Origin of the sequence: Paraburkholderia phytofirmans OLGA172 (assembly GCF_001634365.1) — a bacterium.
Lineage (GTDB): Bacteria > Pseudomonadota > Gammaproteobacteria > Burkholderiales > Burkholderiaceae > Paraburkholderia.
This window is the reverse complement of sequence record NZ_CP014578.1, coordinates 4280848-4307119: the sequence shown is the minus strand read 5'-3', so window position 1 is coordinate 4307119 and position 26272 is coordinate 4280848. Positions and strand designations below refer to the sequence as shown.

At 58.6% G+C, this 26272-nt stretch carries 29 protein-coding genes; 28 read left to right on the top strand and 1 reads right to left on the bottom strand.

What is annotated here, in order from left to right:
• Positions 1–80 precede the first annotated feature (80 nt).
• The 4 genes from rplK to rplL all read left to right on the top strand — a co-directional run bounded on the left by rplK (position 81) and on the right by rplL (position 2455).
• Positions 81–512 carry a 50S ribosomal protein L11 gene (gene rplK / locus AYM40_RS19010; RefSeq protein ID WP_025496715.1) on the top strand — a complete coding sequence of 144 codons (432 nt, stop codon included), beginning with the start codon at positions 81–83 and terminating at the stop codon, positions 510–512.
• Complete coding sequence (gene rplA / locus AYM40_RS19005) at positions 513–1211, top strand: 50S ribosomal protein L1 (protein ID WP_011490061.1); 699 nt, start codon at positions 513–515, stop codon at positions 1209–1211.
• Between the two features lie 302 nt (positions 1212–1513).
• The gene (rplJ, locus tag AYM40_RS19000; protein WP_035554729.1) at positions 1514–2017 is read left to right on the top strand and encodes a 50S ribosomal protein L10; all 504 of its coding nucleotides are present in this window, start codon (positions 1514–1516) and stop codon (positions 2015–2017) included.
• Positions 2018–2080: 63 nt separating this feature from the next.
• Positions 2081–2455 (top strand): 50S ribosomal protein L7/L12, encoded by a 375-nt coding sequence (rplL, locus tag AYM40_RS18995; RefSeq protein ID WP_054043372.1) that lies wholly within the window; start codon positions 2081–2083, stop codon positions 2453–2455.
• Positions 2456–2530: 75 nt separating this feature from the next.
• Here the strand turns inward: rplL and AYM40_RS41425 are convergent, their stop codons facing one another.
• A complete protein-coding gene (locus tag AYM40_RS41425) occupies positions 2531–2701 on the bottom strand; it encodes a hypothetical protein (protein ID WP_158515290.1) in 171 nt (56 codons plus the stop codon).
• A gap of 124 nt (positions 2702–2825) precedes the next feature.
• Here AYM40_RS41425 and rpoB point away from each other — a divergent pair, with 124 nt between their 5' ends.
• From rpoB to rplF, 24 genes are all read left to right on the top strand, one after another.
• Positions 2826–6932, top strand: a complete 4107-nt coding sequence (gene rpoB, locus AYM40_RS18990; protein WP_054043374.1) for a DNA-directed RNA polymerase subunit beta — start codon at positions 2826–2828, stop codon at positions 6930–6932.
• A gap of 21 nt (positions 6933–6953) precedes the next feature.
• On the top strand, positions 6954–11192 hold the full coding sequence (gene rpoC, locus AYM40_RS18985; RefSeq protein ID WP_054043375.1) for a DNA-directed RNA polymerase subunit beta': 4239 nt from the start codon (positions 6954–6956) through the stop codon (positions 11190–11192).
• Positions 11193–11444: 252 nt separating this feature from the next.
• Positions 11445–13292: a DNA helicase RecQ gene (gene recQ, locus AYM40_RS18980; protein ID WP_063497540.1), complete on the top strand. Its 1848-nt coding sequence runs from the start codon at positions 11445–11447 to the stop codon at positions 13290–13292.
• A gap of 221 nt (positions 13293–13513) precedes the next feature.
• On the top strand, positions 13514–13894 hold the full coding sequence (rpsL, locus tag AYM40_RS18975; protein ID WP_006998493.1) for a 30S ribosomal protein S12: 381 nt from the start codon (positions 13514–13516) through the stop codon (positions 13892–13894).
• Positions 13895–14073: 179 nt separating this feature from the next.
• Positions 14074–14544 carry a 30S ribosomal protein S7 gene (gene rpsG, locus AYM40_RS18970; RefSeq protein ID WP_006053291.1) on the top strand — a complete coding sequence of 157 codons (471 nt, stop codon included), beginning with the start codon at positions 14074–14076 and terminating at the stop codon, positions 14542–14544.
• A 134-nt stretch (positions 14545–14678) separates the two neighbouring features.
• Positions 14679–16781, top strand: a complete 2103-nt coding sequence (gene fusA / locus AYM40_RS18965; protein ID WP_054043378.1) for an elongation factor G — start codon at positions 14679–14681, stop codon at positions 16779–16781.
• A 47-nt stretch (positions 16782–16828) separates the two neighbouring features.
• Positions 16829–18019, top strand: a complete 1191-nt coding sequence (gene tuf, locus AYM40_RS18960; RefSeq protein WP_063497539.1) for an elongation factor Tu — start codon at positions 16829–16831, stop codon at positions 18017–18019.
• 163 nt (positions 18020–18182) lie between these two features.
• Positions 18183–18494, top strand: a complete 312-nt coding sequence (rpsJ, locus tag AYM40_RS18955) for a 30S ribosomal protein S10 (RefSeq protein WP_006998489.1) — start codon at positions 18183–18185, stop codon at positions 18492–18494.
• A gap of 212 nt (positions 18495–18706) precedes the next feature.
• Positions 18707–19366, top strand: coding sequence for a 50S ribosomal protein L3 (gene rplC / locus AYM40_RS18950; RefSeq protein WP_007180137.1), 660 nt, complete (start codon positions 18707–18709; stop codon positions 19364–19366).
• Complete coding sequence (rplD, locus tag AYM40_RS18945; RefSeq protein ID WP_007180136.1) at positions 19366–19986, top strand: 50S ribosomal protein L4; 621 nt, start codon at positions 19366–19368, stop codon at positions 19984–19986. Before rplC ends, rplD begins: the two co-directional genes overlap by 1 nt.
• The gene (rplW, locus tag AYM40_RS18940) at positions 19983–20297 is read left to right on the top strand and encodes a 50S ribosomal protein L23 (protein WP_007180135.1); all 315 of its coding nucleotides are present in this window, start codon (positions 19983–19985) and stop codon (positions 20295–20297) included. Before rplD ends, rplW begins: the two co-directional genes overlap by 4 nt.
• A gap of 2 nt (positions 20298–20299) precedes the next feature.
• A complete protein-coding gene (gene rplB, locus AYM40_RS18935) occupies positions 20300–21127 on the top strand; it encodes a 50S ribosomal protein L2 (RefSeq protein WP_063497538.1) in 828 nt (275 codons plus the stop codon).
• A gap of 10 nt (positions 21128–21137) precedes the next feature.
• Complete coding sequence (rpsS, locus tag AYM40_RS18930) at positions 21138–21413, top strand: 30S ribosomal protein S19 (RefSeq protein ID WP_054036552.1); 276 nt, start codon at positions 21138–21140, stop codon at positions 21411–21413.
• 7 nt (positions 21414–21420) lie between these two features.
• Complete coding sequence (gene rplV, locus AYM40_RS18925; protein WP_007180133.1) at positions 21421–21753, top strand: 50S ribosomal protein L22; 333 nt, start codon at positions 21421–21423, stop codon at positions 21751–21753.
• An 11-nt stretch (positions 21754–21764) separates the two neighbouring features.
• Positions 21765–22571 carry a 30S ribosomal protein S3 gene (rpsC, locus tag AYM40_RS18920; protein WP_011490053.1) on the top strand — a complete coding sequence of 269 codons (807 nt, stop codon included), beginning with the start codon at positions 21765–21767 and terminating at the stop codon, positions 22569–22571.
• A 2-nt stretch (positions 22572–22573) separates the two neighbouring features.
• Complete coding sequence (rplP, locus tag AYM40_RS18915; RefSeq protein WP_007180131.1) at positions 22574–22990, top strand: 50S ribosomal protein L16; 417 nt, start codon at positions 22574–22576, stop codon at positions 22988–22990.
• A gap of 10 nt (positions 22991–23000) precedes the next feature.
• A complete protein-coding gene (rpmC, locus tag AYM40_RS18910; protein WP_007180130.1) occupies positions 23001–23195 on the top strand; it encodes a 50S ribosomal protein L29 in 195 nt (64 codons plus the stop codon).
• A complete protein-coding gene (gene rpsQ, locus AYM40_RS18905; protein WP_007180129.1) occupies positions 23192–23464 on the top strand; it encodes a 30S ribosomal protein S17 in 273 nt (90 codons plus the stop codon). Before rpmC ends, rpsQ begins: the two co-directional genes overlap by 4 nt.
• A 290-nt stretch (positions 23465–23754) precedes the next feature.
• Entirely contained in the window at positions 23755–24123 is a 369-nt protein-coding gene (gene rplN / locus AYM40_RS18900; RefSeq protein WP_006052212.1) for a 50S ribosomal protein L14, read from the top strand.
• A gap of 9 nt (positions 24124–24132) precedes the next feature.
• A complete protein-coding gene (gene rplX, locus AYM40_RS18895) occupies positions 24133–24441 on the top strand; it encodes a 50S ribosomal protein L24 (protein ID WP_028199569.1) in 309 nt (102 codons plus the stop codon).
• Positions 24442–24458: 17 nt separating this feature from the next.
• Positions 24459–24998 (top strand): 50S ribosomal protein L5, encoded by a 540-nt coding sequence (rplE, locus tag AYM40_RS18890; RefSeq protein WP_063497537.1) that lies wholly within the window; start codon positions 24459–24461, stop codon positions 24996–24998.
• 7 nt (positions 24999–25005) lie between these two features.
• The gene (gene rpsN, locus AYM40_RS18885; protein WP_006052215.1) at positions 25006–25311 is read left to right on the top strand and encodes a 30S ribosomal protein S14; all 306 of its coding nucleotides are present in this window, start codon (positions 25006–25008) and stop codon (positions 25309–25311) included.
• Positions 25312–25325: 14 nt separating this feature from the next.
• A complete protein-coding gene (gene rpsH, locus AYM40_RS18880; RefSeq protein ID WP_006052216.1) occupies positions 25326–25721 on the top strand; it encodes a 30S ribosomal protein S8 in 396 nt (131 codons plus the stop codon).
• Positions 25722–25739: 18 nt separating this feature from the next.
• Positions 25740–26270 carry a 50S ribosomal protein L6 gene (gene rplF / locus AYM40_RS18875; RefSeq protein ID WP_028199570.1) on the top strand — a complete coding sequence of 177 codons (531 nt, stop codon included), beginning with the start codon at positions 25740–25742 and terminating at the stop codon, positions 26268–26270.
• Positions 26271–26272 lie beyond the last annotated feature (2 nt).

The window sequence follows — 26272 nt, the reverse complement described above, 5'->3', positions numbered from 1 at the left end:
GTCTGTTTTTCGGCGAACGCGCGCTACTACTCACTGAATGTCCGCTTGTACTAGGGCGGCGTTCCTAAGAGGTTTTCAAAATGGCAAAGAAAATCATCGGCTTTATCAAGCTGCAGATTCCTGCAGGTAAAGCCAACCCGTCGCCGCCGGTCGGTCCGGCACTGGGCCAACGCGGCCTGAACATCATGGAGTTCTGCAAGGCGTTCAACGCGCAGACTCAAGCTATGGAACCGGGTCTGCCGATTCCGGTCGTGATCACCGCGTTTGCGGACAAGAGCTTCACGTTCGTTCTGAAGACGCCGCCGGCTACGGTTCTGATCAAGAAGGCAGCGAAGATCGACAAGGGTTCGGCTAAGCCGCATACCGACAAGGTCGGCAAGATCACCCGCGCTCAAGCTGAAGACATCGCCAAGACCAAGATGCCCGATCTGACGGCAGCTGATCTGGACGCAGCGGTTCGTACGATCGCTGGTAGCGCCCGCTCGATGGGCATCACCGTGGAGGGCGTGTAAATGGCTAAGCTTTCAAAACGTCTGCAAGCATTCGCAGCCAAGGTTGATCGTCAAAAGCTGTACGCGATCGACGAAGCTCTGTCGCTCGTGAAGGAATGCGCAAGCGCGAAGTTCGACGAATCGATCGACGTTGCAGTGCAACTCGGCATCGACGCGAAGAAGTCGGACCAAGTGGTTCGGGGCTCGGTCGTGCTGCCGGCAGGTACCGGTAAGTCGGTTCGCGTGGCCGTGTTTGCACAAGGCGAAAAGGCTGAGCAAGCTCGCGCAGCCGGCGCAGAAGTCGTCGGTATGGAAGACCTGGCTGAACAAGTCAAGGCCGGCAAGCTGGACTTCGACATCGTGATCGCTTCGCCGGACACGATGCGCGTTGTCGGTACGCTCGGTCAGATTCTCGGCCCGCGCGGCCTGATGCCGAACCCGAAGGTTGGCACGGTTACGCCGGACGTCGCGACTGCAGTCAAGAACGCCAAGGCTGGTCAGGTGCAATTCCGTGTCGACAAGGCCGGTATCATCCACGCCACGATCGGCCGTGCTTCGTTCGAGCCGACGGCTCTGCGTAGCAACCTGAACGCTCTCGTCGACGCGCTGCAAAAGGCGAAGCCGGCAACGAGCAAGGGTGTGTATCTGCGTAAGGTTGCACTGTCGAGCACGATGGGCGTTGGCGTTCGCGTCGACCAGGCATCGCTCGCAGCACAGTAAGAAATTTCATCGCCTCGATGTGAGTCGAGGCGGTTTTATGGGCTTTGGGCGGTCGCAAGATGGCAGTCTGCATCGAGCGACCGGTTGTCAAAGACCGTTGGTGGGAGCGCAGCAGGTAGGCGGTCCCTTAATGTAAAGCCAACGCAGATGGCGAACCCGGAATGGTTTTGTAGTGATGAAGCCGGTTGAAGTTCGCAGCAATGCGGGTTTCAGGCGGTCGAAATACTCCTGACTGGTCGGACGCCGTTATTGAACGCGGTACACAAGGCGCACGCTGCGTGTATCGAATCTGGAGGTTAACCGTGCCACTTAACAAAGAAAGCAAGCAGGCCGTCGTCGCTGAGGTTGCCGCGCAAGTCGCGAAAGCCCAGACCGTGGTTCTGGCTGAGTATCGTGGAATCGCGGTTGGCGATCTGACCAAGCTGCGCGCGAAAGCGCGTGAGCAACAGGTTTACCTTCGCGTGTTGAAAAACACGTTGGCGCGTCGCGCTGTCGAAGGTACCCCGTTTGCTTCGCTGGCAGAGCAGATGACTGGTCCCCTGATCTACGGCATCTCGGAAGATGCCATTGCTGCTGCTAAGGTCGTCAACGACTTCGGCAAAACCAATGACAAGTTGATCATCAAGGCTGGTTCCTACGAAGGCAAGGTGATGGACAAGGCTGGCGTGCAAGCGCTGGCAAACATCCCGAGCCGCGAAGAACTGCTCTCCAAGCTGTTGTACGTTATGCAAGCACCTGTTTCAGGCTTTGCGCGCGCTCTGGCCGCGCTGGCAGAAAAGAAACAAGGCGAAGAAACCGCTGCGTAACGCACTTCAGTCGAGCGTGATTGATCGCTGGCTGTATCCGAATTCAATTTAGGAGTATTTCAAATGGCAATCGCAAAAGATGACATCCTCGAGGCAGTAAGCTCGATGTCGGTTCTGGAACTGAACGAGCTGGTCAAGGCGTTCGAAGAAAAGTTTGGCGTGTCGGCAGCTGCTGTTGCAGTGGCAGGCCCGGCAGGCGGCGGCGCTGCTGCTGCTGCTGAAGAGCAAACCGAATTCACGGTCAACCTGACGGAAGTCGGCGCGAACAAGGTTTCGGTCATTAAGGCTGTTCGTGAACTGACGGGTCTCGGCCTGAAGGAAGCGAAGGACCTGGTCGACGGTGCACCGAAGCCTGTTAAGGAATCGGTACCGAAGGCTGCTGCTGAAGAAGCCAAGAAGAAGTTGGAAGAAGCCGGCGCGAAGGCTGAAATCAAGTAAGTTTCAGCGCGTTGTGCGAAGGCTGGCGGTTTTCCACCGCCGGCCTTTTTGTGCTTTGTGGGAACCATGTTTTTGTCAGCCGGTTTCGGCAAGAACAGGGGGCCGAGAAGCCAAAGAGAATCGTCTATCGGCAATATTGACCGGCGCTTCTCTTTGTCTTCTGAAGCGACTGCAGAAGGCAAGTTTGGTCGGGTAGCGGGCAACATAGGCATCCGCTGCCGTCAGCCAGCGGTTGGTAGCGGCCAACCACCAAGCTTCTAGGCTCGTTCAAGCCATCGGACGGCCATCGGGTCTCAGTCGGTGAACACTCGGGTTGTCTCATCAAGGTATCCTGCCTCGACAACAATGCCCGCCGTGATTCGGAGATCGTATGCAATATTCCTTCACCGAGAAGAAGCGCATTCGCAAGAGTTTTGCGAAGCGCCCCATCGTTCACCAAGTACCTTTCCTGCTGGCTACCCAGCTTGAATCATTCAGCACGTTTCTGCAAGCAGACACGTCATCCACGCAGCGCAAGCCGGAAGGCCTGCAGGCTGCGTTCACGTCCGTTTTTCCGATTGTTTCGCATAACGGGTTCGCTCGTCTAGAGTTCGTCAGCTACATGCTGTCGCCGCCGGCATTCAACATCAAGGAATGTCAGCAGCGCGGTTTGACGTACTGCTCAGCACTGCGCGCGAAAGTGCGCCTGGTGCTGCTCGACAAGGAATCGCCGAGCAAGCCGGTCGTCAAGGAAGTGAAGGAACAGGAAGTGTACATGGGCGAAATTCCGCTCATGACGCCGACGGGTTCGTTCGTCATCAACGGCACGGAACGTGTGATCGTTTCGCAGCTGCATCGTTCGCCGGGCGTGTTCTTCGAACACGACAAGGGCAAGACGCACAGCTCGGGCAAGCTCCTGTTCTCGGCACGAATCATTCCTTACCGCGGTTCGTGGCTCGACTTCGAATTCGATCCGAAGGACGTGCTGTACTTCCGCGTCGACCGCCGTCGCAAGATGCCGGTCACGATCCTGCTGAAGGCGATCGGCCTGACGCCGGAACAAATCCTCGCAAACTTCTTCGTGTTCGACAATTTCACGCTGATGCCGGAAGGCGCACAGATGGAATTCGTGCCGGAGCGTCTGCGTGGTGAAGTCGCACGTTTCGACATTACGGACCGTGATGGCAACGTGATCGTCCAGAAGGACAAGCGGATCAACGCCAAGCACATTCGCGATCTCGACAACGCGAAAACGAAGTTCATCTCGGTGCCGGAAGACTATCTGCTCGGCCGCGTGCTCGCGAAGAACGTTGTCGATGGCGACACGGGTGAAGTCATCGCTAACGCGAACGACGAAATCACCGAAACCGTCCTCGAAAAGCTCCGCGAATCGAAGATCAAAGACATCCAGACGCTCTACACGAACGATCTGGATCAAGGTCCATACATCTCGTCGACGCTGCGTATCGACGAAACCGCGGACAAGATGGCTGCACGCATCGCGATCTACCGCATGATGCGTCCGGGCGAACCGCCGACCGAAGAAGCGGTTGAGGCGCTGTTCAACCGTCTGTTCTACAGCGAAGACGCATACGACCTGTCCAAGGTGGGTCGTATGAAGTTCAACCGCCGTGTCGGTCGCGACGAAATCGTCGGCCCGATGACGCTGCAAGACGACGACATCCTCGCAACGATCAAGATCCTGGTCGAACTGCGTAACGGCAAGGGCGAAGTGGACGACATCGACCACTTGGGCAATCGTCGTGTGCGTTGCGTCGGCGAACTGGCGGAAAACCAGTTCCGCGCAGGTCTCGTGCGTGTCGAACGTGCTGTGAAGGAACGCCTCGGCCAGGCCGAAAGCGAAAACCTGATGCCGCACGACCTGATCAACTCGAAGCCGATTTCGTCGGCGATTCGCGAGTTCTTCGGTTCGTCGCAGCTGTCGCAGTTTATGGACCAGACCAACCCGCTGTCGGAAATCACCCACAAGCGCCGTGTTTCGGCACTTGGCCCTGGCGGTTTGACGCGTGAGCGCGCTGGCTTTGAAGTCCGCGACGTGCACCCGACCCACTACGGCCGTGTGTGCCCGATTGAAACGCCGGAAGGTCCGAACATCGGCCTGATCAACTCGCTCGCACTGTACGCGCACTTGAACGAATACGGCTTCCTCGAAACGCCGTATCGCAAGGTGGTGGACAGCAAGGTGACCGATCAGATCGACTATCTGTCGGCGATCGAAGAAGGCCGTTACGTGATCGCTCAGGCGAACGCGGCGGTTGCTGCTGATGGCTCGCTGACCGACGAACTGGTGTCGTCGCGTGAAGCAGGCGAAACGCTGATGGTTACGCCGGACCGCATCCAGTACATGGACGTGGCGCCGTCGCAGATCGTCTCGGTGGCAGCATCGCTGATTCCGTTCCTCGAGCACGATGACGCGAACCGCGCATTGATGGGTTCGAACATGCAGCGCCAGGCTGTGCCGTGTCTGCGTCCTGAAAAGGCCGTGGTCGGTACGGGTATCGAACGCACGGTGGCAGTCGACTCGGGTACGACGGTTCAGGCATTCCGCGGTGGTGTGGTCGATTACGTCGACGCAGGCCGTATGGTGATCCGCGTGAACGACGATGAAGCCGTTGCTGGCGACGTCGGCGTGGACATCTACAACCTGATCAAGTACACGCGTTCGAACCAGAACACGAACATCAACCAGCGCCCGATCGTGAAGGTCGGCGATATCGTGTCGCGTGGCGACGTGCTGGCTGACGGTGCATCGACCGACCTCGGCGAACTGGCTCTCGGCCAGAACATGCTGGTCGCGTTCATGCCGTGGAACGGCTACAACTTCGAAGATTCGATCTTGATCTCGGAGAAGGTGGTTGCTGACGACCGTTACACGTCGATCCACATCGAAGAACTGAACGTCGTAGCTCGCGATACGAAGCTCGGACCGGAAGAAATCACGCGCGACATCTCGAACCTGGCTGAAGTGCAACTCGGCCGTCTCGATGAGTCGGGCATCGTCTACATCGGCGCTGAAGTCGAAGCAGGCGACGTGCTGGTCGGTAAGGTCACGCCGAAGGGCGAAACCCAGCTGACGCCGGAAGAAAAGCTGCTGCGCGCGATCTTCGGTGAAAAGGCTTCGGACGTGAAGGACACGTCGCTGCGCGTGCCGTCGGGCATGAGCGGCACGGTCATCGACGTGCAAGTGTTCACGCGTGAAGGCATTCAGCGCGACAAGCGTGCGCAACAGATCATCGACGATGAACTGAAGCGTTATCGCCTCGACCTGAACGACCAGTTGCGTATCGTGGAAGGCGATGCATTCCAGCGTCTCGCACGTATGCTGACCGGCAAGGTCGCAAACGGTGGTCCGAAGAAGCTCGCGAAGGGTACGAAGATCGAACAGGCTTACCTGGAAGATCTCGACCACTACCACTGGTTCGACATCCGCCTCGCGGACGAAGAAGCAGCGGCACAGCTCGAAGCGATCAAGGACTCGATCGAACAGAAGCGTCACCAGTTCGATCTGGCTTTCGAAGAAAAGCGCAAGAAGCTCACGCAAGGCGACGAACTGCCGCCGGGCGTGCTGAAGATGGTCAAGGTGTATCTGGCTGTGAAGCGTCGCCTGCAGCCTGGCGACAAGATGGCCGGCCGTCACGGTAACAAGGGTGTGGTGTCGAAGATCGTTCCGATCGAAGACATGCCGTACATGGCCGATGGCCGTCCGGCTGACGTCGTTCTGAACCCGCTCGGCGTGCCGTCGCGGATGAACGTGGGTCAGGTTCTCGAAGTGCATCTGGGTTGGGCCGCGAAGGGTCTCGGCTGGCGTATTGCAGAAATGCTGCAACGTCAGGCGAAGATCGCTGAACTGCGCGAATTCCTGACCAAGATCTACAACGAGTCGGGCCGCGCTGAAGAACTGGACAGCTTCACGGACGACGAAATCGTCGAACTGGCGAAGAACCTGCGCGAAGGCGTTCCGTTTGCCACGCCGGTGTTCGACGGTGCGACGGAAGAAGAAATGTCGCGCGCGCTGGATCTGGCATTCCCGGACGACATCGCGAAGAACCTCGGCATGACGCCGTCGAAGAACCAGGTGCGTCTGTATGACGGTCGCACGGGTGAGATGTTCGAGCGTACGGTGACTGTCGGCTACATGCACTACCTGAAGCTGCACCACTTGGTCGACGACAAGATGCACGCGCGTTCCACGGGCCCGTACTCGCTCGTGACGCAGCAGCCGTTGGGCGGTAAGGCGCAGTTCGGTGGCCAGCGTTTCGGTGAAATGGAAGTGTGGGCGCTCGAAGCGTACGGCGCATCGTACGTGTTGCAAGAAATGCTGACGGTGAAGTCGGATGACGTGGCGGGCCGGACCAAGGTGTATGAGAACCTGGTCAAGGGTGATCACGTGATCGACGCCGGCATGCCGGAATCCTTCAACGTGCTCGTGAAGGAAATCCGCTCGCTCGGTATCGATATCGACCTCGACCGCAACTAATCGGACTACGGAGAGAAAGCAATGAAAGCTCTGCTCGATCTATTCAAGCAAGTCCAACAGCCTGAAGTTTTTGACGCGATCAAGATCGGTCTGGCCTCGCCAGACAAGATCCGCTCGTGGTCGTTCGGTGAAGTCAAGAAGCCGGAAACCATCAACTACCGGACGTTCAAGCCGGAACGCGATGGTTTGTTCTGCGCGAAGATCTTCGGGCCGATCAAAGACTACGAATGCCTTTGCGGCAAGTACAAGCGCCTGAAGCATCGTGGCGTGATCTGTGAAAAGTGCGGCGTCGAAGTGACGCTCGCGAAGGTGCGTCGCGAACGGATGGGCCACATTGAGTTGGCCTCGCCGGTCGCTCACATCTGGTTCCTGAAGTCGCTGCCGTCGCGTCTGGGCATGGTGCTCGACATGACGCTGCGCGACATCGAACGCGTGCTGTACTTCGAAGCATACGTGGTGATCGATCCGGGCATGACGCCGCTGAAAGCGCGGCAGATCATGACGGAAGAGGATTACTACAACAAGGTCGAAGAGTACGGTGACGAATTCCGTGCCGAAATGGGCGCGGAAGGCGTTCGCGAACTGCTGCGCGCGATCAACATCGACGAACAGGTCGAGATGCTGCGCACTGAACTCAAGAACACGGGTTCGGAAGCGAAGATCAAGAAGTACGCGAAGCGCCTGAAGGTGCTCGAGGCTTTCCAACGTTCGGGCATCAAGCCTGACTGGATGGTGCTCGAAGTGCTGCCGGTGCTGCCGCCGGAACTGCGTCCGCTGGTGCCGCTGGATGGCGGCCGCTTCGCGACGTCGGACCTGAACGACCTGTATCGCCGCGTGATCAACCGTAACAACCGGTTGAAGCGTTTGCTCGAACTGAAGGCGCCTGAAATCATCGTCCGCAACGAAAAGCGGATGCTGCAGGAAGCCGTCGATTCGCTGCTCGACAACGGTCGTCGCGGTAAGGCAATGACCGGCGCGAACAAGCGCCCGCTGAAGTCGCTTGCTGACATGATCAAGGGTAAGGGCGGTCGTTTCCGTCAGAACTTGCTCGGTAAGCGCGTTGACTACTCGGGCCGTTCAGTGATCGTGGTCGGCCCGACGCTCAAGCTGCATCAGTGCGGTCTGCCGAAGCTGATGGCGCTCGAACTGTTCAAGCCGTTCATCTTCAACAAGCTCGAAGTGATGGGTGTCGCTACCACCATCAAGGCTGCGAAGAAGGAAGTCGAGAACCAGACGCCGGTGGTGTGGGACATCCTCGAAGAGGTGATCCGCGAACATCCGGTCATGCTGAACCGTGCGCCTACGCTGCACCGTCTTGGCATTCAGGCTTTCGAGCCGGTGCTGATCGAAGGTAAGGCTATCCAGCTGCACCCGCTCGTTTGCGCGGCGTTCAACGCCGACTTCGACGGTGACCAGATGGCTGTGCACGTGCCGCTGTCGCTCGAAGCGCAGATGGAAGCGCGTACGCTGATGCTGGCGTCGAACAACATCCTGTTCCCGGCCAACGGCGATCCGTCGATCGTGCCGTCGCAGGATATCGTGCTCGGCCTGTACTACGCGACGCGTGAAGCAGTGAACGCCAAGGGCGAAGGCCTGACGTTCACCGGCGTGTCGGAAGCACTGCGCGCTTACGAGAACAAGGAAGTCGAGCTGGCCTCGCGCGTCAACGTGCGGATCACGGAAATGGTCCACAACGAAGACAAGTCGGAAGGCGCGCCGGCATTCGTGCCGAAGATCACGCTGTACGCGACGACCGTCGGCCGTTCGATCCTGTCGGAAATTCTGCCGCCGGGTCTGCCGTTCTCGGTGCTGAACAAGCCGCTGAAGAAGAAGGAAATCTCGCGCCTTATCAACACCGCATTCCGCAAGTGCGGTCTGCGTGAAACGGTGATTTTCGCCGACCAGTTGATGCAGTCGGGTTTCCGTCTGGCAACGCGCGCCGGTATTTCGATTTGCGTCGACGACATGCTCGTGCCGCCGCAGAAAGAACAGATCGTCGGCGATGCAGCCAAGAAGGTGAAGGAATACGACCGTCAGTACATGTCGGGTCTCGTCACGTCGCAAGAACGCTACAACAACGTGGTCGACATCTGGTCGGCAACGTCGGAAGCGGTCGGCAAGGCGATGATGGAACAGCTGTCGACGGAACCGGTGGTCGATCGCGACGGCAACGAAACGCGTCAGGAATCGTTCAACTCCATCTACATGATGGCTGACTCGGGTGCTCGTGGTTCCGCGGTTCAGATTCGTCAGCTGGCCGGTATGCGTGGCCTGATGGCGAAGCCGGACGGCTCGATCATCGAGACGCCGATTACGGCGAACTTCCGTGAAGGCTTGAACGTGTTGCAGTACTTCATCTCGACCCACGGTGCACGTAAGGGTCTGGCTGATACGGCACTGAAGACGGCAAACTCGGGTTACCTGACGCGTCGTCTGGTCGACGTGACGCAGGATCTGGTGGTGGTCGAGGACGATTGCGGTACGTCCAACGGCGTCGCCATGAAGGCGTTGGTCGAAGGCGGTGAAGTCGTCGAAGCGCTGCGTGACCGTATCCTCGGTCGCGTGACGGTGGCTGACGTCGTCAATCCGGAAACGCAGGAAACGCTGTACGAAACCGGCACATTGCTCGACGAAGACGCGGTCGAAGAAATCGAACGCCTCGGCATCGACGAAGTGCGCGTGCGTACGCCGCTGACCTGCGAAACGCGTTACGGTCTGTGCGCAGCCTGCTATGGCCGCGACCTGGGTCGTGGCTCGTCGGTGAACGTCGGTGAGGCAGTTGGCGTGATCGCTGCTCAGTCGATCGGTGAACCGGGCACGCAGCTCACGATGCGTACGTTCCACATCGGTGGTGCGGCATCGCGTGCAGCAGTGGCTTCGTCGGTTGAAGCCAAGTCGAACGGTACGGTTCGTTTCACCGCAACGATGCGTTACGTCACCAACGCGAAGGGCGAGCAGATCGTCATCTCGCGTTCGGGCGAAGCGATGATTACCGACGACCACGGTCGCGAGCGTGAACGTCACAAGGTGCCGTACGGCGCGACGCTGTTGCAACTGGACGGCGCGCAGATCAAGGCCGGCACGCAACTGGCGACGTGGGATCCGATGACGCGTCCGATCATCACCGAGTACGGTGGTACGGTGAAGTTCGAAAACGTCGAAGAAGGCGTGACGGTTGCCAAGCAGATCGACGATGTGACGGGTCTCTCGACACTGGTCGTGATCGACGTGAAGCGCCGCGGTTCGCAAGCGTCGAAGACGGTGCGCCCGCAGGTCAAGCTGCTCGACGCGAACGGCGAAGAAGTCAAGATCCCGAACACCGAGCACTCGGTGCAGATCGGCTTCCAGGTCGGCGCTCTGATCACCGTGAAGGACGGTCAGCAAGTGCAGGTCGGTGAAGTGCTGGCACGTATCCCGGTCGAATCGCAAAAGACTCGCGACATTACCGGTGGTCTGCCGCGTGTGGCCGAACTGTTCGAAGCGCGCTCGCCGAAGGACGCCGGTATTCTGGCGGAAGTCACGGGCACGACGTCGTTCGGTAAGGACACGAAGGGCAAGCAGCGTCTCGTTATCACGGACCTCGAAGGCAATCAGCACGAGTTCCTGATCGCGAAGGAAAAGCAGGTTCTGGTGCACGATGGTCAGGTCGTCAACAAGGGCGAAATGATTGTCGACGGGCCGGCTGATCCGCACGACATTCTGCGTTTGCAGGGCGTCGAAGCGCTGGCGCGCTACATCGTTGATGAAGTGCAGGACGTGTATCGTCTGCAGGGCGTGAAGATCAATGACAAGCACATTGAAGTGATCGTCCGTCAGATGCTGCGCCGCGTGCAGATCGTCGATAACGGTGACACGCGCTTCATCATGGGCGAACAGGTCGAGCGCTCGGATATGCTCGACGAGAACGACCGGATGGCTGCGGAAGGCAAGATCCCGGCAACCTACGACAACGTGCTGCTCGGTATTACGAAGGCATCGCTGTCGACCGATTCGTTCATCTCGGCGGCGTCGTTCCAGGAAACGACCCGCGTGCTGACCGAAGCGGCGATCATGGGCAAGCGCGACGATTTGCGCGGGCTGAAGGAAAACGTGATCGTTGGTCGTCTGATTCCGGCTGGTACGGGTCTCGCGTTCCACAAGGCACGCAAGAGCAAGGAACTGTCCGACCGCGAGCGTTTCGATCAGATCGCAGCGGAAGAGTCGTTCGAATTCGGTACGCCGGAAACCCCGGCCGCCGAACAGCAGCACTCAGGCGAGTAAGTCCGGGCGGCGCAAGCCGCTTGGGCTCACCAGCCAGCGAAGCCGCTCAGTTTCGACTGAGCGGTTTTTTTTTGCCGACAGGAGTTAGTGCTTTAGCACTTACTCCTGTCCCACGCACCGCGGGTGTCTCATTTTTGTGCGTTTTTTGTGGATTCGTAGGCCGAACGGCTAACGTTGTCGCAAAGCGCGGGCGCAGCACGAATGCGTTGGTAAAATTCGTGTCACCGGCATCACGCTGCTTCTCTCCAATTCATGTCCCGTTCGCTCGAAATCCTCAACGAAGTCTTTGGTTACCCCGCGTTTAGAGGGCAGCAGGGTGAAATTGTCGAGCACGTCTCTGGCGGCGGCGATTGTCTCGTGCTGATGCCAACGGGCGGCGGCAAATCGTTGTGCTATCAGATCCCGTCGCTGGTGCGGCGCGAAGCGGGCTGCGGAGCGGGGATCGTCGTGTCCCCGCTGATCGCATTGATGCAGGACCAGGTCGCCGCGTTGAAGGAAGTGGGCGTTAGGGCCGCGTATCTAAATTCGACGCTGTCGAGCGCCGAAGCGATGGCCACCGAGCGCGCGCTGCGCGAAGGCGAAATCGATTTGCTATACGTGGCGCCGGAACGATTGATGACGCCCCGTTTCCAGGAATTGCTCGAGCGCACGCGCATCGGCCTGTTCGCCATCGACGAAGCGCATTGCGTGTCGCAATGGGGGCACGATTTCCGTCCTGAATATATTCAGTTGTCGGTGCTGCACGAGCGCTTTCCGAACGTGCCGCGCATTGCGCTCACCGCGACCGCCGACGCGATCACGCGCGACGAAATCATCCACCGTCTCGCGCTCGACGACGCGCGCATCTTCGTCTCCAGTTTCGATCGCCCGAACATCCGCTATCGCATCGTCGAAAAGGACAATGCGCGCACGCAATTGCTCGATTTCATTCGCGCCGAACACTCGAAACCGGACGGTACGACCGACGCCGGCGTTGTCTATTGCCTGTCACGTCGCAAGGTCGAAGAAACGGCTGAATGGCTGAAAGAGAAGGGGATGCGCGCGTTGCCGTACCACGCTGGCATGGAGTTCGAAATTCGCCAGAAGCATCAGGAGATGTTCCAGCGCGAGGAGGGCATCGTGATGTGCGCGACGATCGCTTTCGGCATGGGGATCGACAAGCCGGACGTGCGCTTCGTGGCTCACCTTGATTTGCCGAAGAGTGTCGAAGGTTACTACCAGGAAACCGGGCGCGCCGGTCGCGACGGCATGCCGGCGAACGCCTGGATGGCGTACGGTCTGGGCGACGTCGTGCAGCAGCGCAAGATGATTGACGAGTCCGACGCCGACGACGCGCATAAGCGCGTGCAGACCGGCAAGCTCGACGCGTTGCTCGGGCTGTGCGAGGCGGCGACCTGTCGCCGGGTGCGGCTGCTCGCGTATTTCGGCGAGTCGAGCAAGCCGTGCGGCAACTGCGATAACTGCATCGAACCGCCCGACACGTGGGACGCGACGCGCGAGGCGCAGATGGCGCTGTCATGTGTGTTCCGCGCTCAGCGGGCAAGTGGCTTTCACTTCGGCGCCGGACATCTGATCGATATTCTGCGTGGCAACCGTAGCGAGAAGATCCTGCAGCGCGGCCACGAGAAGCTCACCACCTTTGGCATCGGGGCGGCGCTCGGCGAGCCGGAATGGCGCGCCATCTTTCGCCAGCTCGTCGCATTTGGCTACCTCGCCGTCGATCATGAAGGCTTCGGCTCGCTAGTCCTGACTGAGGCCGCCAAAGCAGTGTTGAAGAGCGAGCAGAACGTGACGATGCGCCGCTACGTGAAGCCGACGCGTACCCGCCAGTCATCCGGCCGCACCAGCGAGCGCGCCGACCCGACGATCGGCATGGGCCCGCGCGAGCGCGCCCGCTGGGAACGCCTGCGCGCCTGGCGCACGGAGACGGCGAAAAGCGACGGCGTGCCGGCCTACGTCATCTTCCACGACGCCACGCTGGCCGAAATCGCTCGCAACGGCCCAGATTCCATCGAGGATTTGCGCGGTATTCCGGGCATGGGCGCTCGCAAACTCGACCGTTTCGGTGACGAGTTGCTGGAAGTCGTCGCCGCCGACTGAGCGTTGGCGAGCACAGTTTGAGGTCGGCAGGCGTACGAAACATCGCAACCTGTTGACTCCCTTAGCATTTTCGGAATATTATGCTAGGTTCCGGTTCTTGGAATGCCTGTGTGCGGAGTCAATTCGTGCGCAGACCCCTCGGTCCGGAAGTTCGATGCGCAATCGTTTCTGCTTTGCCCGGAAACAGATGCGTCGATTTTGTTCAATTTCAGGAATAAACAATGCCAACCATCAATCAACTGGTTCGCAAAGGCCGCGCGTCGGAAACGACGAAGAGCAAGAGCCCGGCTTTGCAGGACTGCCCCCAGCGTCGCGGCGTGTGCACCCGTGTGTACACCACGACGCCTAAGAAGCCTAACTCGGCACTGCGTAAGGTTGCCAAGGTTCGTCTGACGAACGGCTTCGAAGTTATTTCGTACATCGGTGGTGAAGGCCACAACCTGCAGGAACACTCGGTCGTGCTGATTCGCGGCGGTCGTGTTAAGGACTTGCCGGGTGTGCGTTACCACATGGTTCGCGGCTCGCTGGATACCCAGGGCGTCAAGGATCGTAAGCAGGCTCGCTCGAAGTACGGTGCGAAGCGCGCCAAGGCTGGCAAGTAATTAGCCGGTCAGTGTAGTTTCAGGTCGCCTGCAAAGGCGGTAATAGCGGTGGTGCCGGAATCGCCGGTGCTGTCGAGTAAGTGGTCACCCGACCAGGCTGGTAAGTCGTTAGAGATGAATCGGGTTAGTTGGTGGCCGCGGGGCTAAACAGCTCCAACTGAAAAGTTAAAGGAAGAAACATGCCGCGTCGTCGCGAAGTCCCCAAGCGGGAAGTGTTGCCGGATCCGAAGTTCGGTAACGTAGATGTAGCTAAGTTCATGAACGTGCTGATGCTCTCCGGCAAGAAGTCAGTTGCTGAGCGCATCGTGTACGGCGCTTTCGAACAGATCCAGACCAAGGGTGGCAAGGACCCGCTGGAAGTGTTCACGGTAGCGCTCAACAACGTCAAGCCGGTGGTCGAAGTCAAGAGCCGCCGCGTTGGTGGTGCGAACTATCAGGTTCCGGTCGAAGTGCGTCCGTCGCGTCGTATGGCATTGGCGATGCGTTGGTTGCGTGAAGCCGCGAAGAAGCGCAGCGAGAAGTCGATGGCCCTGCGTCTGGCAGGTGAACTCTCCGAAGCGGCTGAAGGCCGTGGCGGCGCGATGAAGAAGCGCGACGAAGTTCACCGGATGGCAGAAGCCAACAAGGCGTTCTCGCACTTCCGTTTCTAAGCTTCCCGAACCCGGGTTTAGCCGAAAAAGCGGAAAGAAATTCCGGGCGGGTGCGCTTACAAAGCGCCTCGCCCGTTTGTGTTACAGCGCGATGGGTATTTTCTCGCATCGCGTCATCCCAATAGAGGATCAAAGTGGCTCGCAAGACACCTATCGAGCGCTACCGTAACATCGGTATTAGCGCTCACATCGACGCCGGCAAAACGACGACGACCGAGCGCATCCTGTTCTATACCGGCGTGAACCACAAGATTGGTGAAGTTCACGACGGCGCTGCCACCATGGACTGGATGGAGCAGGAGCAGGAACGCGGCATTACGATCACGTCCGCTGCTACCACGGCATTCTGGAAAGGCATGGCCGGCGACCGCGCTGAGCACCGCATCAACATCATCGACACCCCGGGCCACGTTGACTTCACGATTGAAGTTGAGCGCTCGATGCGCGTGCTCGACGGCGCATGCATGGTGTACTGCGCAGTGGGCGGCGTGCAGCCCCAGTCGGAAACCGTGTGGCGTCAGGCTAACAAGTACAAGGTTCCCCGTCTCGCGTTCATCAACAAGATGGACCGTACCGGCGCGAACTTCTTCAAGGTCTACGACCAGCTCAAGCTGCGTCTGAAGGCAAACCCGGTTCCGGTCGTGGTGCCTATCGGCGCTGAAGAATCGTTCACGGGCGTGGTCGATCTGCTGAAGATGAAGGCGATCATTTGGGACGAAGCGTCCCAAGGCACCAAGTTCTCGTACGAAGAAATCCCGGCAGAACTCGTCGACACGTGCAATGAATGGCGCGAGAAGATGGTCGAAGCTGCGGCTGAATCGAGCGAAGACTTGATGAACAAGTACCTCGAAGAAGGCGAGTTGACGGAAGCAGAAATCGTCAAGGGTCTGCGCGACCGTACGATCGCTTGCGAAATCCAGCCGATGCTGTGCGGTACCGCGTTCAAGAACAAGGGCGTGCAACGCATGCTGGACGCCGTGCTCGACTTCCTGCCGTCGCCGATCGACATTCCGCCGGTTACGGGCGAACTCGAAAACGGTGAAAAGGCTGAGCGTCGCGCAGCTGACGACGAGAAGTTCTCGTCGCTCGCATTCAAGATCATGACCGACCCGTTTGTCGGCCAGCTGATCTTCTTCCGTGTGTACTCCGGCACGACGAAGTCGGGCGACACGCTGCTGAACGCGACCAAGGACAAGAAGGAACGTCTCGGTCGTATTCTGCTGATGCACGCAAACCAGCGTGAAGAAATCAAGGAAGTGCACGCAGGCGACATCGCTGCTGCTGTCGGCCTGAAAGACGCAACCACGGGCGACACGCTGTGCGATCCGCTGCACCCGATCGTGCTCGAACGCATGATTTTCCCGGAGCCGGTGATTTCGCAGGCTGTTGAGCCGAAGACGAAGCCGGACCAGGAAAAGATGGGTCTGGCCCTGAACCGTCTGGCTCAGGAAGATCCGTCGTTCCGCGTTCAAACGGACGAAGAATCGGGTCAAACCATTATTTCGGGCATGGGCGAGCTCCACCTGGAAATTCTGGTTGACCGGATGAAGCGTGAATTCGGCGTCGAAGCAACGGTTGGCAAGCCGCAAGTGGCATACCGTGAAACGATCCGCGGCAAGGCGGAAGACGTCGACGGCAAGTTCGTCAAGCAGTCGGGTGGTCGCGGCCAGTACGGTCACGCGGTGATCACGCTCGAGCCGAATGAGCAGGGCAAGGGCTACGAGTTCCTGGACGAGATCAAGGGCGGTGTGATTCCGCGTGAATACATCCCGGCAGTCGATAAGGGTATCCAGGAAACGCTGAAGGCTGGCGTGCTGGCAGGCTTCCCGGTCGTTGACGTGAAGGTTCACCTGACGTTCGGTTCGTACCACGACGTTGACTCGAACGAAAATGCGTTCCGCATGGCTGGTTCGATGGCGTTCAAGGAAGCAATGCGCAAAGCGCAGCCGGTCATCCTCGAACCGATGATGGCTGTGGAAGTCGAAACGCCTGAAGATTACATGGGCAACGTGATGGGCGACCTGTCGGGCCGTCGCGGTATTGTTCAGGGCATGGACGACATGGTTGGTGGCGGCAAGATCGTTCGCGCCGAAGTGCCGCTGTCGGAAATGTTCGGCTACTCGACGTCGCTGCGTTCGCTGACCCAAGGTCGTGCAACGTACACGATGGAGTTCAAGCACTACTCGGAAGCACCGCGCAACGTGTCTGAAGCGATCATCAACGCGAAGTCGAAGTAAGCGCGCGGCAAGTCATTCAACGATTAACTTTTTGAAAGAAGAGAAACATGGCTAAAGGTAAATTCGAACGGACCAAGCCGCACGTGAACGTCGGCACGATCGGTCACGTTGACCACGGCAAGACCACGCTGACGGCAGCGATCACGACGGTGCTGACCAAGAAGTTTGGCGGCGAAGCAAAGGCATACGACCAGATCGACGCGGCGCCGGAAGAAAAGGCACGTGGTATCACGATCAATACGGCGCACGTCGAGTACGAAACGGCTAACCGCCACTACGCACACGTCGACTGCCCGGGCCACGCTGACTATGTGAAGAACATGATCACGGGCGCAGCGCAGATGGACGGCGCGATTCTGGTGTGCTCGGCTGCAGACGGCCCGATGCCGCAAACGCGTGAGCACATCCTGCTGGCGCGTCAGGTTGGCGTTCCGTACATCATCGTGTTCCTGAACAAGTGCGACATGGTGGACGACGCTGAGCTGCTGGAACTCGTCGAAATGGAAGTTCGCGAACTTCTGTCGAAGTACGACTTCCCGGGCGACGACACGCCGATCATCAAGGGTTCGGCCAAGCTGGCGCTGGAAGGCGACACGGGCGAGCTGGGCGAAGTGGCGATCATGAACCTGGCCGATGCGCTGGACACGTACATCCCGACGCCGGAGCGCGCAGTTGACGGTGCGTTCCTGATGCCGGTGGAAGACGTGTTCTCGATCTCGGGTCGCGGCACGGTGGTGACGGGTCGCGTTGAGCGCGGCGTGGTGAAGGTTGGCGAGGAAATCGAAATCGTCGGTATCAAGCCGACGGTGAAGACGACCTGCACGGGCGTGGAAATGTTCCGCAAGCTGCTCGACCAGGGTCAGGCAGGCGACAACGTTGGTATCCTGCTGCGCGGCACGAAGCGTGAAGACGTGGAGCGTGGCCAGGTTCTGGCGAAGCCGGGTTCGATCAACCCGCACACGCACTTCACGGCTGAAGTGTATGTGCTGAGCAAGGACGAAGGCGGCCGCCACACGCCGTTCTTCAACAACTATCGTCCGCAGTTCTACTTCCGTACGACGGACGTGACGGGCTCGATCGAGTTGCCGAAGGACAAGGAAATGGTCATGCCGGGCGACAACGTGTCGATCACGGTGAAGCTGATCAACCCGATCGCGATGGAAGAAGGTCTGCGCTTCGCAATCCGCGAAGGTGGCCGTACGGTCGGCGCAGGTGTGGTTGCCAAGATTCTCGAGTAAAATCGAGGATTGACGTTGCAGTAAGTGGTGCCCGGAGCCGGGCGCCAGCATAGCGTGTCGATAGGAGTTGGCGCTTCAGCGCTTACTCCTATCCCAAGCCCGGCTCTACGTTCTTTTACTATCTGGCGGCGCAATACCGCCTCGCTCTTTCCAAGGAATTGTCATGCAGAACCAGAAAATCCGCATTCGCCTGAAGGCTTTCGACTATCGCCTGATCGATCAATCGGCAGCGGAAATCGTCGACACGGCAAAGCGGACTGGCGCAATCGTTCGTGGTCCGGTGCCCCTGCCGACCCGCATTCAACGTTTCGACATCCTGCGTTCGCCGCACGTCAACAAGACGTCGCGCGATCAGCTCGAAATCCGTACGCACCAACGTCTGATGGACATCGTCGATCCGACGGACAAGACCGTTGACGCACTGATGAAGCTGGACCTGCCGGCTGGCGTGGACGTGGAAATCAAGCTCCAATAAGGCTTCTAACGCTTGCCTGGCGTGCCAGGCAACGCTAAGTCATTGATTGCTTGCAGAAAACGAAAAGCCTCGCTATAATGCAAGGCTTTTCGCGCATTTGCGCAAAAAAGTCGGTGTGCTGCAGCATGGCTTCTTCCGAAGCGCATGCCCGAAACGGCACCGGCATTTTGTAAATTAGCCCCGACCAATCGCAGTCGGGAATGGAGAAAACGATGAGCCTTGGACTCGTAGGTCGCAAGGTTGGCATGACCCGTATCTTCACGGCAGAAGGGGATTCGATTCCCGTTACCGTGCTGGACGTGTCCGACAACCGCGTGACGCAGATCAAGACTGTTGAAACCGACGGCTACACAGCCGTGCAGGTTGCATTCGGTACGCGCCGTGCATCGCGTGTGACGAAGCCGTTGGCCGGTCATCTCGCCAAAGCCGGTGTTCAAGCCGGTGAAATCCTCAAAGAATTCCAGATCGATGCTGCCAAGGCTGCCGAGTTGTCGAACGGCACCGTGGTCGGTCCCGACCTGTTCGAAGTAGGCCAGAAGGTCGACGTGCAAGGCGTGTCGATCGGTAAGGGCTACGCCGGTACCATCAAGCGTTACAACTTCGCATCCGGCCGTGCATCGCACGGTAACTCGCGCTCGCACAACGTGCCGGGTTCGATCGGTATGGCGCAGGATCCGGGTCGTGTTTTCCCGGGTAAGCGCATGACCGGTCACATGGGTGACGATACGGTAACCGTGCAAAACCTCGAAATCGCTCGTATCGACGCTGACCGCAAGCTGTTGCTGGTCAAGGGCGCCGTTCCGGGTGCGAAGGGTGGCAAGGTATTCGTTACGCCGGCCGTGAAGACGCGTGCCGTGAAAGGAGCGAAATAATGGAACTTAAGCTCCTGAATGCCAATGGTCAGGAAGGTGCAGGCGTTAGCGCGTCGGACGTAGTGTTCGGCCGCGATTACAACGAAGCCCTGATTCACCAGGTAGTGGTGGCGTATCAAGCGAATGCCCGTAGCGGTAACCGCGCGCAGAAGGACCGTGAGCAAGTCAAGCACACGACCAAGAAGCCGTGGCGCCAAAAGGGTACGGGCCGCGCCCGTGCCGGTATGTCGTCGAGCCCGTTGTGGCGCGGCGGTGGCCGGATCTTCCCGAATTCGCCGGAAGAAAACTTTTCGCACAAGGTCAACAAGAAGATGCATCGCGCAGGTCTCTGCTCGATCTTCTCGCAGCTGGCCCGCGAAGGCCGCATCTCGGTGGTCGACGAGCTGACGCTCGAAGCGCCGAAGACGAAGCTGCTGGCCGAAAAATTCAAGGCGATGGGTCTCGACTCCGTGCTGGTGATTACCGACACGGTTGACGAAAACCTGTACCTCGCGTCGCGCAACCTCGCCCATGTGGCAGTTGTCGAGCCGCGTTACGCCGACCCGCTGTCGCTGATCTACTTCAAGAAGATCCTGATCACGAAGGCTGCGGTCGCCCAGATCGAGGAGTTGCTGTCATGAGCGAGATTCGCAAGAACGATCATCGTTTGATGCAGGTCCTGCTCGCGCCGGTGATCTCCGAAAAGGCGACGCTGGTGGCCGACAAGAACGAGCAAGTTGTGTTCGAAGTCGCGCCCGATGCCACGAAGCAGGAAGTGAAAGCTGCAGTCGAGCTGCTGTTCAAGGTGGAAGTCAATTCCGTCAACGTGCTGGTCTCGAAGGGCAAAGCCAAGCGCTTTGGCCGCTTCATGGGCAAGCGCAAGGACGTGAAGAAGGCGTACGTCTGCCTGAAGCCCGGCCAGGAAATCAACTTTGAAGCGGAGGCCAAGTAATCATGGCAATCGTTAAAGTTAAGCCGACTTCGCCGGGTCGCCGTGCGATGGTCAAGGTGGTCAACAAGGATCTGCATAAGGGCAAGCCGTTCGCACCGCTGCTCGATTCGCAATCCACGACCGCCGGCCGTAACAACAACGGTCACATCACCACGCGTCATAAGGGTGGTGGTCACAAGCATCATTACCGTGTCGTCGATTTCCGTCGCAACAAGGACGGCATTCCGGCAAAGGTCGAACGTCTTGAGTACGATCCGAACCGTAGCGCGAACATCGCGCTGGTTCTGTACGCAGACGGCGAGCGCAAGTACATCATCGCTCCGAAGGGTGTGACGGTTGGTCAGCAACTGATGTCGGGTTCGGAAGCTCCGATCCGCGCAGGCAACACGCTGCCGATCCGCAACATTCCGGTCGGTACGACGATCCACTGCATCGAAATGCTGCCGGGCAAAGGCGCGCAAATGGCGCGTTCGGCTGGTACGTCGGCGATGTTGCTGGCTCGTGAAGGCATCTACGCACAGGTCCGCCTGCGCTCTGGTGAAATCCGCCGCGTTCACGTTGAATGCCGCGCGACGATTGGTGAAGTTGGCAACGAAGAGCACAGCCTCCGTCAAATCGGTAAGGCTGGCGCGAATCGCTGGCGCGGTATCCGCCCGACGGTGCGTGGCGTTGCAATGAACCCGGTCGATCACCCGCACGGTGGTGGTGAAGGCAAGACGGCTGCAGGTCGCGATCCGGTGAGCCCGTGGGGCACGCCTGCTAAGGGTTATCGCACCCGCAGCAACAAGCGCACGACGAGCATGATCGTCCAGCGCCGTCACAAGCGTTAAGGAGTAGGCAATGGCACGTTCTGTAAAAAAAGGTCCGTTCTGCGACGCCCATTTGCTGAAGAAAGTTGAGTCGGCAGCCGCTGCACGTGACAAGAAGCCGATCAAAACCTGGTCGCGTCGTTCGACGATTCTGCCGGATTTCATCGGTTTGACGATTGCTGTGCACAACGGCCGTCAACACGTTCCGGTGTACATCTCGGAAAACATGGTCGGCCACAAGCTTGGCGAGTTTGCATTGACCCGGACGTTCAAGGGTCACGCAGCCGACAAGAAGGCTAAGAAATAAGGGGCTCATGATGGAAGTGAAAGCAATTCATCGCGGTGCCCGCATCTCGGCGCAGAAAACGCGCCTTGTGGCTGACCAGATCCGCGGTTTGCCGGTCGACAAGGCGCTGAACGTTCTGACGTTCTCGCCGAAGAAGGCTGCGGGAATCGTGAAAAAGGTCGTGCTGTCGGCGATCGCGAATGCGGAGCACAACGAAGGCGCCGATATCGATGAGCTCAAGATCACGAGCATCTACATCGACAAGGCTGCGTCGCTCAAGCGTTTTACCGCGCGCGCTAAAGGCCGCGGTAACCGCATCGAGAAGCAATCCTGTCACATCACTGTGACGGTCGGGAATTAAGGGGTCATACGATGGGACAGAAAATTCATCCGACTGGCTTCCGTTTGGCCGTCAGCCGCAATTGGGCGTCGCGTTGGTACGCGAACAACAACAATTTCGCGGCGATGTTGCAGGAAGACATCGGTGTTCGTGAATACCTGAAGAAGAAGCTGAAAAACGCTTCGGTTGGCCGCGTCGTTATCGAGCGTCCGGCGAAGAACGCGCGCATCACGATTTATAGCTCGCGTCCGGGTGTCGTCATCGGTAAGAAGGGCGAGGATATCGAGCTGCTGAAGTCGGAACTGCAACGCCGCATGGGCGTTCCGGTCCACGTCAACATCGAAGAAATCCGTAAGCCGGAAACCGATGCGCAACTGATCGCTGACTCGATCACGCAACAACTCGAACGCCGGATTATGTTCCGCCGCGCGATGAAGCGTGCGATGCAAAACGCAATGCGTCTGGGTGCTCAAGGCATCAAGATCATGAGCGCTGGCCGCCTGAACGGTATCGAAATCGCTCGTACGGAATGGTATCGCGAAGGTCGCGTGCCCCTTCATACGCTGCGTGCTGATATCGACTACGCTACTTCGGAAGCGAAGACGACGTACGGCATCATCGGCGTGAAAGTGTGGGTCTACAAGGGCGACACGCTCGGCCGCAATGACGCACCGGTGGTTGAAGAAGTCGCCGAAGAAAAGCGTCCGCGCCGTAACGCACGCCCGGGTGGCGATCGCCGTCCGCGTCGCGATGGTGAAGGTGGTGGCCCGGCAGGTGCACGCCGTGGCGCTCCTCGTCGTGCTGGCGGTGCCGGCGACGGCGGGAAGACTGGAGAATAACGATGCTGCAACCGAAACGCAGAAAGTATCGCAAAGAGCAGAAGGGTCGTAACACCGGTATCGCTACCCGCGGCAACGCGGTGTCGTTCGGTGAGTTCGGCCTGAAGGCTATCGGTCGTGGTCGCTTGACCGCGCGCCAGATTGAAGCGGCACGTCGTGCAATGACGCGTCACATCAAGCGTGGTGGCCGCATCTGGATCCGCATCTTCCCGGACAAGCCGATCTCGCACAAGCCGGCTGAAGTACGTATGGGTAACGGTAAAGGTAACCCTGAGTACTACGTCGCAGAGATTCAACCGGGCAAGATGCTGTACGAAATGGACGGCGTAACCGAAGAGCTGGCACGCGAAGCGTTCCGTCTGGCTGCAGCTAAGCTGCCGCTCAAGACGACGTTTATCGTGCGTCAGCTCGGCGCCTAAGGAGCAAATGATGAAGGCTTCCGAACTTCACCAGAAAGATCAGGCCGCGCTCAACAAGGAGCTGTCGGACCTGTTGAAGGCGCAATTCGGCCTGCGCATGCAACTCGCGACCCAGCAGCTCACGAACACGAGCCAGCTGAAGAAGGTTCGTCGCGACATCGCACGTGTGCGGACCGTCCTGACTGAGAAGGCGAACCAGAAATGAACGATAGCGTAAAAACCTCGCTCAAGCGGACGCTGGTCGGCAAGGTCGTCAGCAACAAGATGGACAAGACGGTCACCGTGCTGGTTGAGCACCGCGTGAAGCACCCGATCTACGGCAAGTATGTTGTGCGTTCGAAGAAGTACCACGCGCACGACGATGCGAACACGTACAACGAGGGTGACCTCGTTGAAATCCAGGAAACGCGTCCGATTTCGAAGACGAAAGCTTGGGTTGTGGCTCGCCTGGTCGAGGCTGCTCGCGTCATCTGACGCCGCAAAGTTGTAGAAGTAGTTGAAATCGCAGTAAGTTTCGCTTGCAAGACCGAGATTATTTGTTATAATCTCGGTCTTCCCTCTTTTATGGGAGCCCCGTCGCGGGCGAAGTTGGTGGGGGAAGCGGTTCAGGCGCCAGTCTGTTCCGAAGGATTCACCGGATTGCGATGGCGGGTTTCGTTTGCCGTCGCTGCTGTTCATACCCAAGCAGCCGATTGGCTGACGGGACCAAGACTGACCGGGTACGCCATGGTGGTGTGACCGGATTAAGTTGGGATAGATAAACCATGATCCAGACCGAAACTCGGCTTGAAGTGGCCGACAACACCGGTGCGCGTGAAGTCATGTGCATCAAGGTTCTCGGCGGCTCGAAGCGTCGTTATGCCAGCATTGGCGACATCATCAAGGTGACCGTCAAAGAAGCAACGCCGCGCGGGCGCGTGAAGAAAGGCGAAATTTACAACGCCGTGGTGGTTCGCACCGCCAAGGGCGTGCGCCGTCAGGACGGCTCGCTGATCAAGTTCGACGGCAATGCAGCAGTGCTGTTGAATGCCAAGCTCGAACCTATTGGCACCCGTATTTTCGGGCCTGTTACGCGCGAGTTGCGCAGCGAACGATTCATGAAGATCGTTTCGTTGGCACCTGAAGTGCTGTAAGGAGTCGCGATGAACAAGATTCGCAAAGGTGACGAAGTTATCGTCATCACCGGCAAAGATAAAGGCAAGCGCGGCGTCGTGCTGTCCGTTGGCGAAGACAAGGTAATTGTCGAGGGCATCAACCTCGTCAAGAAGCACGTCAAGCCGAACCCGATGAAGGGTACGACGGGTGGCGTGGAAGCCAAGACGATGCCGCTGCAAATTTCGAACGTCGCATTGGTCGACGCGAATGGCAAGGCGTCGCGTGTAGGCATCAAGGTCGAGGGAGACAAGAAAGTCCGTTTCCTTAAGACGACCGGTGCCGTGCTGAGCGCCTGACGCTGCGGAGTAAAAAAATGGCTCGTTTGCAAGAGTTTTACAAAGAGAAGGTTGTACCCGGCCTCATCGAGAAGTTCGGTTACAAGTCCGTGATGGAAGTGCCGCGCATCACCAAGATCACCCTGAACATGGGCCTTGGCGAAGCGGTTGCTGACAAGAAGATCATCGAAAACGCCGTTGGCGACCTGACGAAGATCGCAGGCCAGAAGCCGGTGATCACGAAGGCACGCAAAGCAATCGCTGGCTTCAAGATCCGTCAGGGCTATCCGATCGGTGCAATGGTCACGTTGCGTGGTCAGGCAATGTACGAATTTCTGGACCGTTTCGTGACGGTTGCGCTCCCCCGTGTGCGTGACTTCCGTGGCGTGTCGGGTCGTGCGTTCGATGGTCGCGGCAACTACAACATCGGTGTGAAAGAGCAGATCATTTTCCCCGAAATCGACTACGACAAGATCGACGCACTGCGTGGGCTGAACATCAGCATCACGACAACTGCGAAGACCGACGACGAAGCAAAGGCTCTGCTCGCCGGCTTCAAGTTCCCGTTCAGAAACTGAGGTTACCGTGGCTAAACTGGCACTGATCGAACGTGAAAAGAAGCGTGCTCGCCTGGCCGCTAAGTACGCTCCCAAGCGTGCTGAGCTGAAAGCGATCATTGGCGATATGAGCAAGTCGGACGAAGAGCATTACGCAGCACGTCTGGAACTGCAACAACTGCCGCGCAACTCTAACCCGACCCGTAAGCGCAATCGTTGCGCAATTACCGGTCGCCCGCGTGGCACGTTCCGTAAATTCGGGCTGGCGCGTAACAAGATTCGCGAAATCGCGTTCCGCGGCGAGATCCCTGGCCTGACCAAGGCGAGCTGGTAATAGGAGAAACGTAAATGAGCATGAGTGATCCTATCGCCGATATGCTGACTCGCATCCGCAATGCGCAGATGGTTGAGAAAGTTTCGGTGACAATGCCCTCGTCGAAAGTCAAGGTTGCGATTGCGCAGGTCCTGAAGGACGAAGGCTATATCGATGATTTCGCAGTGAAGTCCGAAGGTGCGAAGTCTGAATTGAACATCGTGTTGAAGTACTACGCTGGCCGTCCGGTGATCGAGCGCATTGAACGCGTTTCGAAGCCTGGTCTGCGTGTGTACCGCGGCCGTAACGACATTCCCGTGGTCATGAATGGCCTCGGCGTGGCAATCGTGTCGACGCCGAAGGGCGTGATGACGGACCGCAAGGCGCGTGCAACGGGCGTTGGCGGCGAAGTCATCTGCTACGTCGCTTAAGGCCGAAAGGAGAGAAACATGTCTCGAGTAGGTAAAAGCCCGATCGCGCTGCAAGGCGCAGAAGTGGCCCTGAGCGACGAACGCATTACCGTCAAGGGCCCGCTGGGTACGATTTCGCAGGCTGCAAACAGCCTCGTGAAGGTGGTGAACGACAACGGCACGCTGAAGTTCGAGCCGGTGGACGAAAGCCGCGAAGCGAATGCGATGTCGGGCACGATGCGCGCACTGGTTGCGAACATGGTGAACGGCGTGACGAAGGGTTTCGAGCGCAAGCTGACGCTGGTTGGCGTCGGTTACCGCGCACAGGCGCAAGGCGACAAGCTGAACCTGTCGCTGGGTTTCTCGCACCCCGTGGTGCACCAGATGCCGGAAGGCGTCAAGGCTGAAACCCCGACGCAAACCGAAATCGTGATCAAGGGGATCAATAAGCAACAAGTTGGCCAGGTCGCTGCAGAAGTGCGCGGCTATCGCCCGCCGGAGCCCTACAAGGGCAAGGGTGTGCGTTACGCCAATGAGGTTGTGATCCTCAAAGAAACGAAGAAGAAGTAAGG